The sequence below is a fragment of the Ornithinimicrobium cerasi genome, from assembly GCF_003702705.1.
Taxonomy (GTDB): domain Bacteria; phylum Actinomycetota; class Actinomycetes; order Actinomycetales; family Dermatophilaceae; genus Ornithinicoccus; species Ornithinicoccus cerasi.
On the sequence record NZ_QZMN01000008.1, the window covers coordinates 38,650 to 53,585 of the forward strand.

Sequence of the window (14,936 nt, forward strand, 5' to 3'; positions counted from 1 at the left end):
AATACTGGCCCCTATGGCCGATCACTATGACGTTGTTGTCCTGGGCGCCGGACCCGGCGGGTATGTCGCGGCGATCCGCGCGAGCCAGCTGGGCAAGAAGGTGGCCGTCGTCGAGAAGAAGTACTGGGGCGGTGTCTGCCTCAACGTCGGCTGCATCCCCAGCAAGGCGCTGCTGAAGAACGCCGAGCTCGCCCACACGCTGACGCACGAGAAGAAGAAGTACGGCATCGAGGGCGACGCGACCATGTCCTACGGCCCCACCTTCGCGCGCAGCCGCCAGGTCTCGGCCGGCATCGTCAAGGGCGTCCACTTCCTCATGAAGAAGAACAAGATCACCGAGATCGACGGCTGGGGCACCCTCACCGGCCCCACCTCGATGGACGTGGCCCTCAACGACGGCAAGACCCAGCAGCTGGAGTTCGACAACCTCATCCTCGCCACCGGCTCGGTGACCCGGATGCTCCCCGGGGTGGAGGTCAGCAAGAACGTCGTGACCTACGAGGAGCAGATCCTCGACGAGGAGCTCCCCGGCTCGATCATCATCGCCGGCTCCGGCGCGATCGGCGTCGAGTTCGCCTACGTCATGGCCAACTTCGGCGTCGACGTCACCATCGTGGAGTTCATGGACCGCATGGTCCCCGCCGAGGACGCCGACATCTCCAAGGAGCTCGCCAAGCACTACAAGAAGTTCGGCGTCGCGGTGCGCACCGGCACGAAGGTGGAGTCCGTCGAGGACACCGGGTCGGGGGTGAAGGTCACCGTCAGCAAGGACGGCACGACCGAGGTGCTGGAGGCCGACCGGCTGCTCTCGGCGATCGGCTTCGCACCCCGCGTCGAGGGCTTCGGCCTGGAGACGACCGGCGTCGAGCTGACCGACCGTGGCGCGATCGCCATCGACGACTACATGCGTACCAACGTGGACGGCGTCTACGCCATCGGCGACGTCACCGCCAAGCTGATGCTCGCGCACGTCGCCGAGGCGATGGGCATCGTCGCGGCCGAGACGCTGGCCGGTGCCGAGACGATGCCGATCGACTACCGATTCATCCCCCGCGCCACCTACTGCCACCCGCAGATCGGCTCCATGGGTCTGAGCGAGCAGCAGGCCAAGGACGCCGGGCACGAGGTCAAGGTCGCCACCTTCCCGTTCACGGCCAACGGCAAGGCCCAGGGCCTCGGCGACGCGGTCGGGTTCGCCAAGATCGTCGCCGACGCGGAGCACAACGAGATCCTCGGCGCCCACCTCATCGGGCCGGACGTCACCGAGCTCCTGCCGGCGATCAACGTCGCCCAGACCTGGGACCTCACCGCCGACGAGCTCTCGCGAGTGGTCTTCGCCCACCCGACGCTGGGCGAGGCCGTCAAGGAAGCGGTCCACGGCATCGCCGGGCACATGATCAACTACTGAGCCGGACGGTCCGGACCCCCGCCCCCTCCCCGAGGGCGCGGGGGTCCTTCGTCGTCCGGGGTATGCCGCGCCTCACCTCGCGCGCGCCAGCCTGGCCCCCGTAGTTGTGCCTCTTGACACCGGATCCGCCAGGCGGTATCCATGCAGCCATCGTCGCAGGTCAGCGACCTGCGGGTGAGCTGCGTGAGAGGTCGAGCCCTCGCACGTGGACCCTGGTCAGGAAGCACCGTGCGGGTCTACAGTCGTGCCGTTGCCGCCCGGAAGGGACGCGCGCCACGACAGGGGAACAGCTCGGGGACGTGCGCGCGAGGGGCGGACGTTCCGCCGGTCTGCGGGCCAGGCGTCTCGGGAGAAGCACCTCATCCGGCGCGGCCTGCGGCCGTGCCGCTCAGCAAGGAGAACCATGAACCTGTCCCTGCGTGCGGTCGCCGTCGCGACCGCGGCGACATTCGCCCTCGGGACGAGCGCGGCCTCCGCCGACGTCGACCCCGATCAGCTACACCGACGCCCTCGACCCGGGCGCCTCGGTCACCATCACCAAGACCGTCACCACCCCGGAGATCCCGCCCAGACCCGACATCGTGCTCATGGTCGACCGCACCGGCAGCATGTTCGGTGCCATCGACAACGTCAAGACCAACATGGCGGCCATCATCGGCACCGTCGCGGCGGCGCAGCCCGACGCCCAGTGGGCCGTGGCGAGCTACTGCGACTTCCCGGAGCCCGACCCGTTCGTCCTGCACAGCGACCTGAGCGCCAGCACGGCGACGACGGTGGCGGCCGTGAACGGCATCGGCCTGTGCGGTGGCGGCGACGAGCCGGAGGCGCAGCTCAACGCGCTGTGGGAGATCGGCGACGGGGGTGACGCGGTGTCATTCCGGGACGGCTCCTCGCGCATCGTCGTGTGGTTCGGTGACGCGCCGGGCCACGACCCGAGCGGCGGCCACACCGAGGCCGACGCCACCGCCTCGCTCGCGGACGTCGGGGCCAGGGTGCTCGCCGTCAGCGTCGGGGCCAACCGCCTCGACCTCACCGGGCAGGCCACCCGGATCACCGGCACCACCGGTGGGGCCCTCACCACCGGAGTCAGCGCCGACCAGCTCTCCCAGGCGATCCTCGACGGCCTCTCGGCGCTGCCGGTCGAGGTCGGCGCCACGGCCACCTGCGACCCCGGCCTCACCGCCACGCTCGAGCCGGCGACCCAGACGGTCACGAGCGGCACCGACGCCGAGTTCCAGGAGACGCTGACGCTCGCTGCCGACGCCCCGCAGGGCGAGACGCTCTCCTGCGAGGTGGCCTTCACGCTCAACGGCGAACCGGGCGGCGACGGCTTCACCCAGACCGTGTCGATCGACGTCAACGACGTCACCCCGCCCACCGTCTCCTGCGGGCAGGGGCCGAACCCGGCCGGACGGATGCCCCAGGGCGGCAACCCGGACGGCTTCTTCCAGGTCTTCGCGAGCGACAACGTCGACCCGTCGGTGGACATCTTCGCCCACGACACCGGGTCGTCAGAGGTCTTCGGGGGCTACCCCTCCGGGACGACGTTCAAGATCACCCAAGCGCCCGGTGCCACTCCGCAGGCCGTGCCCTTCACCGGGGCCGTCGACCGGAAGCTGCGGCTCAAGGGTGACGCGATGATGACGGTGACCGACGCCGCGGGCAACACGGCGGAGGTCCTGTGCGAGGTGCCGCCGAACTGAGGGGCACGTCGACGACCGCCCCGACCGGCACCCGGTCGGGGCGGCCGGCGGTGGGACGGGTTCGGGGCCGTCCCACCGCCCCGGACGGGGGTTGTCCCCCGCCCCGGTCCGGGAGCCCGCTGGCTGCCCGGCCACCCCCTCCCGGGAGGACAGTAGAGACATGAACGAGCACACGCCCCCCACCACCGCCCCCGGCACCGTCGACGACGTCTGGGGCGTCCAGCGCCCACCCGTCCTCGGCCCGACTCCCACCGTCGGCCCCACGCCGACCGGGAACCCCGTCGGCCCCGCCGGACCCGGTGGATCCTCGACCCTGGACCGCGGCTTCGCCGTCCTGCAGAAGGCCCCCCTGCGCCGCGACTCCGTCAACGGCGTCGTCGGCGGCGTCTGCGCGGGCGTCGCCCGGAGGCTCGACGTCTCCCCCACCGCGGTCCGGGTGGCCGCGGTCGCGCTGGCCCTGTTCTTCGGGGTCGGCATCGGCGCCTACCTGCTCGCCTGGGCCGTCCTGCCCGACCAGGGTGGACGCACCCACGCCGAGCAGGCCGTCAGGGGTGGCCGACCCCGCTCCCTCGTCATCCTCGCGCTGGGCCTGTTCGCCGCCCTCGGCATCGTCAGCTGGGTCTTCGACAGCTGGCCCCTCATGATCCTCACGGCCGTCGTGGCCTTCGTGGTGCTGAAGAAGAAGGGACACTTCTCCACCCACACCCACGGCTGACGGACGCGGCCCCGGGCCGCGACCGTCCGGCGCCGGTGGACCCCCCGCACGGGGTGGGCCCACCGGCGCCGTCGTGCGTCTCGTGCGTCTCAGGCCAGGACCTCCTCGAGGTCCGTGACCGGCAGGTCGTGCGCGGCACCGACGGGACCGTTGGTGAGCTTCCCGTCGTGGCTGCTCAGCCCGAGCGCGAGGCTCCGGTCCGCCCGGCAGGCGTCGGCCCAGCCGCGGTCGGCCAGCGCCACGACGTAGGGCATGGTGGCGTTGGTGAGCGCGTAGGTCGAGGTCCGCGGCACCGCGCCGGGCATGTTGGCCACGCAGTAGAAGATGGTGTCGTGCACCTCGTACGTCGGGTCCGCGTGCGTCGTGGGTCTCGTGTCCTCGAAGCACCCGCCCTGGTCGACGGCGATGTCCACGACGACCGAACCGGGCTTCATCATCGAGACGAGGTCGTTGCTCACCAGCCTGGGGGCCGCCGCCCCGGGCACGAGGACGGCGCCGATGACGAGATCTGCCTCGCTGACCTGCTGCTGGATCGCCAGCCGTGAGGAGGCCAGCCCCTGCACCCGGTTGTCGTAGCGCCAGAACGACATCCGGAGCTTGTCGAGGTCGGTGTCGAGCAACGTCACGTCCGCCCCCATGCCGAGCGCGATGTTGGCGGCGTTCTGGCCGGAGACACCGGCACCGAGGATGACGACCTTGGCGTTCGCCACCCCGCCGACGCCACCCATGAGGACGCCACGCCCGCCCTGCGCCCGCATCAGCGCGTGCGCCCCGACCTGCGGCGCCAGGCAGCCGGCGACCTCCGACATGGGGTAGAGCAGGGGGAGCCCGCCCGAGGGCAGCTGCACGGTCTCGTAGGCCAGCGCGGTGACCTTCGTGGACAGGAGGGCCTCGGTGAGCGGCCGGTCCGCCGCCAGGTGGAGGAAGGTGAACAGGGTGAGCCCCTCGCGCATCCGGTGGTACTCCTCGGCCACCGGTTCCTTGACCTTGAGCACCATGTCGGCCGCGCCCCACACCTCGTCGGCGGTCGGCAGGATCGTGGCGCCGGCCGCGACATACTCCTCGTCGGCCACCTGCGAACCCTCCCCGGCGCCCGCCTCGACGACTACCTCGTGACCGTGCTCGACGAGCTCGTGGACGCCGAGCGGCGTGAGCGCCACCCGGTACTCGTGGACCTTGACCTCGCGTGGAACGCCGACCTTCACCGCAGACTCCCTCGTCCATGCCTCACCCCGGTGTGAGGACCGTCCGACGCTATACCGTGAGGGAACGGAGGCGTCCCCCGGGACGTCACACCGCGGACAACGTCGTCCACCCGCACGGCAGGAGGCCCTGATGCCTCGTTCCACCAGCCTCGTCCTCGTCCCGCTCTCCGCAGCCCTCGCGCTCGGCGGATGCTCGGCCACACCGGAGCCGCCGGGGGGCGGGGTGACGACCGGGCCGTGGGACTCCTCGGCCGCGCGGGCCGCGGTGACCGCACTGCCGGTGGGCTACCTGGCGGACTTCGACGACTGCGGCGGGCTGCTCACCTACTACCAGGCCAACGCCCTGGAGCTGGTGACTCCCTACGGGATCGGCGGCTTCGGGATGGGCCGGGACGGGTCGGGAGTGGCCGTCGAGGACAACTCCGGCGGTGGGGACAGCGGGGGCGAGGCGGCCGGTGGTGACTCGCCGGTGCCCCGGGAGCACTCGAGCACCAACGTCCAGGAGGAGGGGATCGACGAGGCCGACCTCGTGAAGACCGACGGCCGGATCATCGTCACCACGACCGGGGGGCGCGTGCGCGTCGTCGACGTCGACACCGAGGCGGTGGTCTCCGAGGTGCAGATGCCCGGCCGCCGCGACCAGGTCTCGCCCTCCGAGCTGCTCCTGCACGGGAGCACGCTCGTCGTGCTCGGTCAGGAGTGGGGCTCCGCGCAACCGGTGGACGGGCGGTTCCTCCCGTTCGGTGCCGCCCGGACGGTCGTGATGACCGTCGACCTCTCCGACCCGAGCTCGCCCCGGACCCTGGGCTCGGTCCGCATCGAGGGGTCCTACCGGTCGGCCCGGATGGTCGGCGACACGGTGCGGATGGTCATGGTGACCGAGCCGGTGGGGGTGGAGCAGACGACGCCGCGGGACAACTCGCTGGGCGCGGAGTCCGCGGCGGAGGAGGCCAACCGTGACCTCGTCCGCTCGACGACCATCGACGACTGGGTGCCCCATGTGCAGGTCCTCGACGCCGACGGCGGGGTGCTCTCCACCGAGCAGCTCCTCGCCTGCGACGAGATCTCCAGGCCTCGCGACCCCGCAGGCCTGTCGACGATGTCGGTCCTGAGCTTCGACGTCGCCTCGGGGTCGCCGAGGCCCACCTCGGGCAGCGGTCTCGTCGCCTCCGGGGACACGGTCTACGCGTCCTCCGACCGGGTGGTCGTGGCGACGAGCGGGTGGGACCTGTGGCGCTGGGTGGGTCCGGCGGTCGACGCCATCTGGCCCACCGAGCCGGTCAACCGGACCGACCTGCACACCTTCGACATCTCCGACCCCGGCGCCACGACCTACGTCGCCTCGGGCAGCGTCGAGGGACACCTGCTCAGCCAGTGGGCGCTGGACGAGCAGGACGGGGTCCTGCGGGTGGCGACGACCATGGACCCCCCCGGGGCCTCCCAGCAGTCCGAGAGCGCGCTCGTCATGCTCCGCGAGGAGGATGACGAGCTGGTCGAGACGGGCCGGGTCGACGGTCTCGGGGTCACCGAGCAGATCCGGGCGGTCCGCTACCTCTCCCCCGACCTCGCCGCGGTCGTGACCTTCCGGCAGACCGACCCGCTCTACCTCGTCGACACCAGCGACCCCGCCGCCCCGGCGGTGGCCGGCGAGCTGAAGATCCCCGGCTACTCGGCCTACCTGCACCCCGTCGGTGAGGGCTGGTTGCTCGGCGTCGGGCAGGACGCCGACGAGAGCACCGGGCAGACCAAGGGCCTGCAGGCCTCGCTCTTCGACATCCGCGACCTGGGGGCTCCGCGCCAGACGGCGGTGCTGACCTGGCCGAACGGCTACTCGCCGGTGGAGAACGACCACCGCGCGTTCACCTCCTGGCCCGCGACCGGGCAGGTCTTCCTCCCGCTGACCATGTGGTCCGACGTCGCCTGGGACGGGATCGACCCCGCCGAGTCGGGCGCCTTCGGCGGCGTGGTGGCGCTGGACGTCGGCGAGGGCACCCTCCGCGAGAGCGGCCGGGTCCCCACCGGGCCCAAGGAGCAACCCGACTGGACCGAGGGACCGATGCGCACGATAGTCATCGGCGAGGACCTGTGGACGCTCGGCTGGCAGGGGCTGTCCCGCTTCGACCTGGCGACGCTCGAGGGCGGGTGGGTCGTCGACCTGCCGTGACCCTGGCCGCCGATCGCGGGACGGATCGCCGTGCGTGAGGATGAACCTGCGGTCGAACCTGCGCGATGACGTCGATTCTTCGATATCAGGTACCCCCTGGCCCATCCAGCCGAATTGACTTCGACCATCGAGCGCTGCTAGAACTTCCCCATGACCACCGCTCGTCGCCGAATGCGCAGCTGCTGAGCCCTCCCTCGCAGCTGCTCTCGCGACGACGCGACGCACCCGGGTGACCGGATCCCCAATACCTGCGCTGCCGAGGCGGGCTCAGCAGAGGAACACCTCCCCTGCAGACCCCACCAGCCCTCCCTCGAAGGACGCGCAGCCATGAGCACCTACACCGACTTCACCACCCGCCAGATCCACGCCGGCCAGACCCCCGACACGCACACCGGCGCCCGGGCGCTGCCGATCTACCAGACCACCTCCTACGTCTTCGACGACGCCGACCAGGCCGCCAACCGGTTCGCGCTCGCCGAGCTCGGCCCCATCTACACGCGCATCACCAACCCGACCCAGGAGGTCGTGGAGAACCGGATCGCCGACCTCGAGGGCGGGGTCGGAGCGCTGCTCGTCGCGTCCGGTTCCTCCGCCATCACGCTCGCCATCCTCAACCTCGCGGGGGCGGGCGACCAGATCGTCGCCAGCCCGAGCCTCTACGGGGGCACCCAGAACCTCTTCGCGCACACCCTGCCGCGGCTCGGCATCGAGGTGACCTTCGTGGAGGACCCGACCGACCCGCAGTCCTGGCGGGCCGCGGCACGGGAGAACACCAAGGCCTTCTTCGGCGAGTCCCTCGCCAACCCCAGCAGCGAGGTGCTCGACACCGAGGCGGTGGCAGCGGTCGCGCACGAGATCGGCGTCCCGCTCATCGTCGACAACACCATCCCGACCCCCTACCTGACCCGCCCGATCGAGCACGGCGCGGACGTGGTCGTGCACTCGGCGACGAAGTACCTCGGCGGCCACGGCACCGCGATCGCCGGCGTGATCGTCGACAGCGGCAACTTCGACTACGGCCAGAACGACCGGTTCCCCGGCTTCACCGAGCCCGACCCCAGCTACAACGGCCTCGTCTACGCGGAGGCGCTCGGCAAGGACGGGATCTTCGGCGTCAACCTCTCCTACATCCTCAAGGCGCGCGTGCAGCTGCTGCGCGACCTCGGCCCGGCCATCTCCCCCTTCAACGCCTTCCTCGTGGCCCAGGGCATCGAGACGCTGTCGCTGCGCATCGAGCGGCACGTCGCGAACGCGGGCAGGGTCGCGGAGTGGCTCGCCGCGCACGACCAGGTCGAGAGGGTCGTCTACGCCGGCCTGCCCGACCACCCCTCGCACGCGCTGGCACAGAAGTACCTGCCCGGCGGGGCCGGAGCCGTCCTCGCCTTCGAGATCGCGGGCGGCCTGGAGGCCGGCAAGGCCTTCGTCTCGGCGCTGGAGCTGCACAGCCACGTCGCCAACATCGGCGACGTGCGCTCGCTCGTCATCCACCCGGCCTCGACGACGCACAGCCAGCTGACCGAGGAGGCGCAGCGGGCGGCGGGCGTGACGCCGGGACTGGTGCGGCTCGCCGTCGGGATCGAGGGGGTCGAGGACATCCTCGCCGACCTGGGCACCGGCTTCGCGGCGGCCGCGCAGGTCACCGCCGAGACCGAGGCGGCCTGAGCATGGCCGTCCAGCCCGCCTGTCCGGAGCCGCAGGTCGGCGGCGGCGACCGGCCCGCACGGCATACCCCGCCGCCGTCGCGCCGCCGCAGCCAGGCGGTCGGTGACCTCGTCCTGGAGTCGGGTCAGCTCCTCGAGGGGGTGCGCGTCGGCTACCAGACCTGGGGCCGGCTCAACGAGGCCGGGGACAACGCGGTGCTCGTCCTGCACGCGCTCACCGGTGACAGCCACGTCGTCGGCGAGCGCGGGCCGGACCACCCGACCCCCGGGTGGTGGCCGGGTCTCGTCGGTCCGGGCCGGCCCCTGGACACGGACCGGTGGTTCGTCGTCGCGCCCTCGGTCCTCGGCGGCTGCGGCGGGACCACCGGCCCCTCCTCCCCGGCGCCGGACGGACGGCCCTACGGGTCCTCCTTCCCGGCGATCACCGTCCGGGACCAGGTCCGCGCGGAGGCGCTGCTCGCGGACCGGCTCGGCATCCACAGCTTCGCGCTCGTGGTCGGCGGCTCGGTCGGGGGTATGCGGTCGCTCGAGTGGGCGGTGACCTTCCCCGGAAGGGTGCGCCGGTGCGTGGTGCTCGCCGCGGGCGCGGCCGCCACCGCCGACCAGATCGGGTGGTCGGTGCCGCAGCTGCACGCCATCCGGCTCGACCCCGCCTTCCACGGCGGCGACTACTACCCGGGGCCGGGGCCGCGGCAGGGCCTGGCGATCGCCCGGCAGATCGCGCACGCCACCTACCGGTCCGCGGAGGAGCTGTGCCTGCGGTTCGGCCGGGGCGGCCAGGAGGGCGAGGACCCGCTGCGCGGGGGCAGGTATGCCGTGCAGTCCTACCTCGAGCACCACGGCAGCAAGCTGGTGCGGCGCTTCGACGCCAACTCCTACCTCGCGCTCACCGAGGCGATGAACTCCCACGACGTCGGGCGGGGTCGCGGCGGGGTCGAGGCGGCGCTGCGCCGGATCACCGCCGAGCTGACGGTCGGCGTGGTGTCGAGCGACCGGCTGTTCCCGCCCGCCGACGGCGCGGTCGTGGCGTCCTCGCCCGCCTGTCGCGAGCTGGCGGTCATCGAGTCCCCCTACGGGCACGACGCCTTCCTCATCGAGACCGATCAGGTGTTCGCGATCATCCGGCGCGCGCTCGACTCGTCGCCCGTCCCGCGGGGGAACCAGCCGCCCCGACCACCGTCGGCTCACCCGCAGCCGCGCACCGCGGCGCGCACGGGGACGGTGCGCCAGATCCGGCCGACAGCGGCGGCATACTGACCCCGCCCCTCGCCCGACCCGTGCACCCGGGGGCGACCTGTGCACGGCACGGCGACATGGGCGCGCGATATGTCCCGCGCTCAAGCCCGGATGGCGTGCACAGGTCCGGCCGGGCACGGGGGCATGCGGCGGTGCACACTGACCGGGTGAGCAGCCGCGCCGACCGTCTCCTCGTCGCGCTGGCGCTCTCGGCCGGGCCGCTGCTGTCGCTGGGTCTGGCGCGCTTCGCCTACGCGCTGCTGCTGCCGGAGATGCGCGCCGACCTCGGCTGGACGTGGTCGCAGGCGGGCGCCCTGAACACCGCGAACGCCGCCGGCTACCTCGTCGGTGCCCTCGTCACCGCGCCGATGGCCCGGCGCGTCGGCACCGCCCGCAGCTTCGTGCTGGGGGCGTGGGTGTGCACCGCTGCGCTCCTGCTCACCGCGCTGACCGAGGAGTATGCCGTGCTGCTGCTCGCGCGGACCGCCGCCGGCGTGGGGGGCGCCTGGGCCTTCCTCCTCGGCGCCGCCCTCGTCGCGGCCGCGGGTGAGGCCGGGGCGCCGTCCCGCTCGGCCCTCCTGCTCGGCCTGTACTACGGCGGGGCGGGAGGCGGGATGACGGTCGCCGGGCTGCTCGTGCCCTGGCTCCTCGACCGAGCACCCGAGGGCGCTGCCGGGATGCAGGCCTGGCAGCTCGGCTGGGTCGCGCTCGCCGTCCTGGGAACGCTGGCGACGCTGGTCGCGGCGGTGACGGTGCGCGCCACCGTCGACCCCGCGCCCCCTGAGGCGGAGGAGCACCGCACCTGGGAGAGGGGGCGCGTCGGCTGGCTGTCCGCCGGCTACACCTTCTTCGGTCTGGGCTACATCGCCTACCTCACCTTCGTCATCGCCTTCCTCCAGGAGCAGGGCGTGGGGCTGCGCACGGTTGCTGCCTTCTGGGTGGTGGTGGGCGTGGCCGCATCGGCCGGGTGGTTCGTCTGGGGACCGGTGATCGGGCGGCTCGGGGGGGTCCGGTCCATGCAGCTGCTCATGGTCGTCCTCGCCGCCGGGACCGTGCTGCCCGTGCTCGTCCCGCAGACCTGGGCGTTCTTCCTCTCCGCCGCGGTGGTGGGCGGGACGTTCCTGTCGGTCGTCACCGCGATGACCGTCGGCGTGCGGCGGGTGCTGCCGCCGGTGCTGTGGACGTCGGGCCTGGCCTTCGCGACGGTGGCCTTCGGCGTGGGGCAGACCGTCGGGCCCTGGCTGACGGGATGGTTCTCCGACGTGGTCGGCAGCCTCGGCGCCGGGCTCGTCCTCTCGGCCGCCCTGCTCGTCGTCGGCGCGGTCGTGGCCCTGCCCCAGCGGGAGCCGCCCACGGGGCGTGCCGCCGCCTGACCCGAGGTCCTCCGTCACGGCCCGACTACAGTTCCGCCCCATGCGACGCAGCGAGCACCACGGCATCCCGGTCCTGACGATGGACGGAGCGGCTCCCCTCTTCGGCGCCCTGATGATCCGTGCCGGTGCCCTCGACGAGACCGCCCGGACCACGCAGATCAGCCACGTCCTCGAACACCTGGCGCACACCCGGCTGCCGCGGACCCATCTGGACCACAACGCGACCGTGACTCCCAGCACCACCGTCTTCCACGCCACCGGACGTCCCGGGGCGGTGGCCGATCACCTCAACGCGATCGCGGAGGCGCTCCGGGACCTGCCCCTGGAGCACCTGGCCAGGGAGCTCGACGTCGTCGACGTCGAGGCGGGGGTGTCCGCGCACCCTGCGATCGGTCTGAGCGCCGGCGTGCGGTTCGGCTCCCAGGGTCCCGGCCTGATCGGTGGCGGCCCGGCGCCGGTGACCACCCTCACCGAGCAGCATCTCCGGGAGTACGCCTCTCGTCACGTCTCGCGTGACAACGCCGTGCTGGTCTTCTCGGGGGAGGTTCCTGGCAACCTCGACGTCCGGCTGCCCGCCGGCACCCGCAACGTGCGCGTCGTCCCCGAGCCTCTGCAGCTCGAGCTGCCCGGTGTGGTCGGCAGCCCGGCGCCGTTCCCGATCCTGTCCTACGTCCTACCCCGGGACGACCGTGCCTGGCTCCTCGGCGCCATCCTGGAGGACCGCGTCACGCAGGAGCTCCGGCACCGGCGCGGGATGTCCTACTCCGTGGAGGGCGACGTCCTGCACCTGGGGGACCGTGTGCTCGTCGCCCACATGCCGGACGGCCGGGAGGGACAGGAACGGGCACTGGCCGAGCAGCTCTGGGCCAGCCTGCGGGAACTTGCGGACCACGGCCCGTCGGAGGAGGAGCTGGAGCACGCGGTGGGTGCCTTCGCCGAGGCCGTGCACGACCCCCGCGCCGTTCCCGACCACCTTCTCACCGCTGCGTCGGCGCTCCTTGTCGGCGAGACGCCGCAGGCCCCAGAGGACGTCCTCGACGACCTGCGGGGCGTCACCCCGGACCAGGTGCGGCGGTGGGCCGGGGTCGCGGTGGAGGGGTCGCTGATGCTCATGCCGACGGAGGGGCCGGAGGCGACGCCCGAGTCGCTGCCCGGTCTGCCGGTCGTTCCCGACCCGCCGTCGGACAGCCCGGTCGAGGGCCGCGCGTTCCGGCGCCGCGCCGTCGCCCTCCTCGCGCCGTCAGACCTGCGGGCGGTGGTGGGCCCCGACGGCATCTCGCTCACGGCGAGGGCCTACACCTGGGCCGCCGCCTGGGAGGACGTGGTCGCGGTGGCCCGCACGAGCCGGGACCGGGAGGTGCACCTGCGTGACGGTCGCTCGTTCCACCTGTGCGACCGCCATCTGAAGGACACGGCTGCGCTCTTCGACGTGCTGGACGAGCGGACCGCCGACGTCTCCTTCCAGGTCCCGGAGGACAGCCTGCACTGACGGGTACCAGGTGCGCCCAGCCGGGTGTCAGACCCACCACGTAGGATCGGGGGACCTCGAGGGGAAGGAGGGCACGGATGCCCGACTGGTTGGCGAACAGCCCGCAGTGGCTGTGGTGGGTCGGCGCTGCGCTCGCGCTCGGCATCGTCGAGATGACCACCCTCGACCTCATCTTCCTCATGCTCGCGCTGGGCGCCCTCGTCGCCGCCGTCGTCGCGGGAGCCGGCCTGCCGCTCGTCGTCCAGGTGCTGGTCTTCGCGGTCGCCGCCGGCCTGTTCGTCTTCGCCCTGCGCCCCGTGGCCATGAAGTACATGCACCTCGAGGGTCGCGGCGCCCCGATGGGCATCGAGGGTCACATCGGTCAGACCGCCACGGTCCTGGAGCCGGTCACCGACCGCGCGGGGCTGGTCAAGCTGCGCGGCGAGCAGTGGACCGCCAGGGCCGAGCTCGAGGGTCAGCAGTTCTCCCCCGGCGACCTCGTCACGGTGGTCAAGATCGACGGGGCCACCGCCGTCGTCGCCGCGGCCACCCCCGAGGACAAGCCCTTCGACACGGAGCCCCCCGCCCCCCGCTGACGCGCGTGCAGCCGATCCGACCCGGCCCGCGTCATACCCGCACCTGACCTGACTGCCCAACTGAAGGAGAGATCTCAATGCCAGATCCCGTGAGCCTGATCGTCTGGTTCGTCGTCGCCCTCGTGGCGCTGTTCATCATCACCGCCATCGCCCGCGCGATCCGCATCGTGCCGCAGGCCACGAGCGTCATCGTGGAGCGGCTGGGCAAGTACGACCGGACGCTCGACGCCGGTCTGCACTTCCTGATCCCCTTCATCGACCGGCCCCGCTCGGTGGTCGACCTGCGCGAGCAGGTCGTCAGCTTCCCGCCGCAGCCGGTGATCACCAGCGACAACCTGGTCGTCTCCATCGACACCGTCATCTACTTCCAGCCGACCGACCCCCGGGCCGCGACGTACGAGATCGCCAACTACATCCAGGGCATCGAGCAGCTCACCGTCACCACGCTGCGCAACGTCATCGGCTCCCTCGACCTCGAGCAGACGCTGACCAGCCGCGACATGATCAACGGCCAGCTGCGCGGCGTCCTCGACGAGGCCACCGGCCGCTGGGGCATCCGCGTCAACCGCGTCGAGCTCAAGGCCATCGACCCGCCCGCCTCCGTGCAGGACTCGATGGAGAAGCAGATGCGCGCCGAGCGCGACCGTCGCGCGACCATCCTCAACGCGGAGGGCGTCAAGCAGTCGCAGATCCTCACCGCCGAGGGTGACAAGCAGGCCCAGATCCTGCGCGCCGAGGGTACGGCCCAGTCGGCCATCCTCGAGGCGCAGGGTGAGGCCCGCGCGATCCTGCAGGTCTTCGACGCCATCCACAAGGGCAACCCCGACAGCAAGCTGCTGGCCTACCAGTACCTCCAGATGCTGCCGGAGATCGCCAAGGGCGAGTCCAACCAGATGTGGGTCGTCCCCACCGAGCTCACCGCCGCGCTCTCGGGCATCGGCAAGGCGCTCGGCGGCGGCAGCAACGTCGAGAGCGGGCTCGACGGGCCCTCCATCGGGCTGCGCGCCGATGCCGGCCAGGTGACCTACGACGACATGGACACCCCCACCCTGGAGGACCCCCGCGAGGCGCTGCGCCGCGCGAGGGCCGAGGCCGAGGACGCCACCCGCGACGCCGAGTCCTCCACCCGTGGCCGCCAGGACTCCTCGGCGGCCGTCGACGCGGCGGCCCAGAAGGCCCGGGCCGCCCAGCACCAGGGCGAGGCCGGCCAGCAGACCGGGCTCGAGCCGCTGCCCGAGACCGAGTCCGCTCCCGAGGCCGCCCCGTACGACCCGCAGCACTCCTGGCAGCGGGCCGAGGGCGAGACCTCCTCCTGGGAGCACAACCGCCCCAACCGCCAGGGCTGACCACCGCACGCTCCGGGCACGCCTCACCCAGCCGGGTGGGGCGTGCCCGTCCTTGTCCCGA

At 72.4% G+C, this 14,936-nt stretch carries 11 protein-coding genes; 10 read left to right on the plus strand and 1 reads right to left on the minus strand.

Annotated elements, in window-relative coordinates:
• Positions 1-13 precede the first annotated feature (13 nt).
• The 3 genes from lpdA to D4B81_RS10470 all read left to right on the plus strand — a co-directional run bounded on the left by lpdA (position 14) and on the right by D4B81_RS10470 (position 3,826).
• On the plus strand, positions 14-1,408 hold the full coding sequence (gene lpdA / locus D4B81_RS10460) for a dihydrolipoyl dehydrogenase (RefSeq protein ID WP_122262546.1): 1,395 nt from the start codon (positions 14-16) through the stop codon (positions 1,406-1,408).
• A gap of 419 nt (positions 1,409-1,827) precedes the next feature.
• Positions 1,828-3,111 (plus strand): vWA domain-containing protein, encoded by a 1,284-nt coding sequence (locus tag D4B81_RS10465; protein ID WP_122262548.1) that lies wholly within the window; start codon positions 1,828-1,830, stop codon positions 3,109-3,111.
• A 160-nt stretch (positions 3,112-3,271) separates the two neighbouring features.
• A complete protein-coding gene (locus D4B81_RS10470; protein ID WP_122262553.1) occupies positions 3,272-3,826 on the plus strand; it encodes a PspC domain-containing protein in 555 nt (184 codons plus the stop codon).
• 89 nt (positions 3,827-3,915) lie between these two features.
• On the opposite strand, the gene ald is transcribed toward D4B81_RS10470, so the two are convergent.
• The gene (gene ald / locus D4B81_RS10475; RefSeq protein WP_122262555.1) at positions 3,916-5,031 is read right to left on the minus strand and encodes an alanine dehydrogenase; all 1,116 of its coding nucleotides are present in this window, start codon (positions 5,029-5,031) and stop codon (positions 3,916-3,918) included.
• Between the two features lie 130 nt (positions 5,032-5,161).
• Here ald and D4B81_RS10480 point away from each other — a divergent pair, with 130 nt between their 5' ends.
• From D4B81_RS10480 to D4B81_RS10510, 7 genes are all read left to right on the plus strand, one after another.
• The gene (locus tag D4B81_RS10480) at positions 5,162-7,195 is read left to right on the plus strand and encodes a beta-propeller domain-containing protein (protein WP_122262557.1); all 2,034 of its coding nucleotides are present in this window, start codon (positions 5,162-5,164) and stop codon (positions 7,193-7,195) included.
• Positions 7,196-7,522: 327 nt separating this feature from the next.
• Complete coding sequence (locus D4B81_RS10485) at positions 7,523-8,857, plus strand: bifunctional o-acetylhomoserine/o-acetylserine sulfhydrylase (protein ID WP_122262559.1); 1,335 nt, start codon at positions 7,523-7,525, stop codon at positions 8,855-8,857.
• Between the two features lie 2 nt (positions 8,858-8,859).
• Entirely contained in the window at positions 8,860-10,113 is a 1,254-nt protein-coding gene (gene metX, locus D4B81_RS10490; RefSeq protein ID WP_122262561.1) for a homoserine O-acetyltransferase MetX, read from the plus strand.
• 146 nt (positions 10,114-10,259) lie between these two features.
• A complete protein-coding gene (locus D4B81_RS10495) occupies positions 10,260-11,465 on the plus strand; it encodes a YbfB/YjiJ family MFS transporter (protein WP_161965117.1) in 1,206 nt (401 codons plus the stop codon).
• 40 nt (positions 11,466-11,505) lie between these two features.
• The gene (locus D4B81_RS10500) at positions 11,506-12,954 is read left to right on the plus strand and encodes a M16 family metallopeptidase (protein ID WP_122262564.1); all 1,449 of its coding nucleotides are present in this window, start codon (positions 11,506-11,508) and stop codon (positions 12,952-12,954) included.
• Between the two features lie 77 nt (positions 12,955-13,031).
• Entirely contained in the window at positions 13,032-13,529 is a 498-nt protein-coding gene (locus D4B81_RS10505; RefSeq protein ID WP_122262566.1) for an NfeD family protein, read from the plus strand.
• 77 nt (positions 13,530-13,606) lie between these two features.
• Positions 13,607-14,875: an SPFH domain-containing protein gene (locus D4B81_RS10510; protein WP_122262568.1), complete on the plus strand. Its 1,269-nt coding sequence runs from the start codon at positions 13,607-13,609 to the stop codon at positions 14,873-14,875.
• The last annotated feature ends 61 nt before the right edge of the window (positions 14,876-14,936 follow it).

Coding starts and splice junctions, on each gene's coding strand:
- lpdA (WP_122262546.1), top strand. CDS start 14: ATGGCCGATCACTATGACGTTGTTGTCCTGGGCGCCGGACCCGGCGGG.
- D4B81_RS10470 (WP_122262553.1), top strand. CDS start 3,272: ATGAACGAGCACACGCCCCCCACCACCGCCCCCGGCACCGTCGACGAC.
- D4B81_RS10480 (WP_122262557.1), top strand. CDS start 5,162: ATGCCTCGTTCCACCAGCCTCGTCCTCGTCCCGCTCTCCGCAGCCCTC.
- D4B81_RS10485 (WP_122262559.1), top strand. CDS start 7,523: ATGAGCACCTACACCGACTTCACCACCCGCCAGATCCACGCCGGCCAG.
- metX (WP_122262561.1), top strand. CDS start 8,860: ATGGCCGTCCAGCCCGCCTGTCCGGAGCCGCAGGTCGGCGGCGGCGAC.
- D4B81_RS10500 (WP_122262564.1), top strand. CDS start 11,506: ATGCGACGCAGCGAGCACCACGGCATCCCGGTCCTGACGATGGACGGA.
- D4B81_RS10505 (WP_122262566.1), top strand. CDS start 13,032: ATGCCCGACTGGTTGGCGAACAGCCCGCAGTGGCTGTGGTGGGTCGGC.
- D4B81_RS10510 (WP_122262568.1), top strand. CDS start 13,607: ATGCCAGATCCCGTGAGCCTGATCGTCTGGTTCGTCGTCGCCCTCGTG.